Source organism: Polaromonas glacialis, from assembly GCF_000709345.1.
Classification (GTDB): Bacteria; Pseudomonadota; Gammaproteobacteria; order Burkholderiales; family Burkholderiaceae_C; genus Polaromonas; species Polaromonas glacialis.
The window spans coordinates 1-613 of the sequence record NZ_JMDZ01000057.1 but is presented as its reverse complement, the minus strand read 5'-3'; the positions used below and the strand labels follow the sequence as shown (position 1 = coordinate 613).

Genomic DNA, 613 nt, shown 5'->3' with positions numbered 1-613 from the left:
TTCGCCCGTCCGGACTACGGGCGCATGCACCAAGAACTGCGCCGCAAAGGCGTCACCGTCATGCTGCTGTGGCAGGAGTACAGCGCCCAGGTGGGCGAGGAGCACTGTGCTGAGCGCCCCCTCAAAGCCTTGCGCTACTCCCAGTTCAGCGAGAACTACCGCCAGTTTGCCAAACGGCTCAAGCGCTCCATGCGCCAGACACACCGCGCCGGCGAGAAGATGTTTATCGACTACGCCGGCCCCACCATTACCCTGTTTGAGCACGGTGTCGAGGTGGGGCGTGCCAACATCTTCGTGGCCGCCATGGCAGCGTCCGGCTACAGCTTTGCGCTGGCCACACCGCGCCAAACAGCGGCCGACTGGCTCAATGGCACCGCTTGTGCGTTGACCTTCTTTGGCGGCGTGCCCCAGCTCATCATTCCCGACAACCCACGCGCGTTGGTCAGCCAGGCCAACCGCTACGAGCCGCTGCTCACCGACAGCGTGCTGGACTTTGCCCGCCACTACGGCTGCTCGGTGCTGCCCGCGCGCGCCTACCACCCGCAAGACAAGGCGTGGACTTCATACTGCACCTTGTGTTGACGGTTGAGCGGGAATAAACGAAGCGCAGTGG

At 63.9% G+C, this 613-nt stretch carries 1 pseudogene; it reads left to right on the top strand.

Going from position 1 to position 613, the window contains the following annotated elements:
• Nucleotides 1-555 (top strand): annotated as a pseudogene (gene istA, locus EC86_RS0100310) (IS21 family transposase); the annotation flags it as partial.
• Nucleotides 556-613 lie beyond the last annotated feature (58 nt).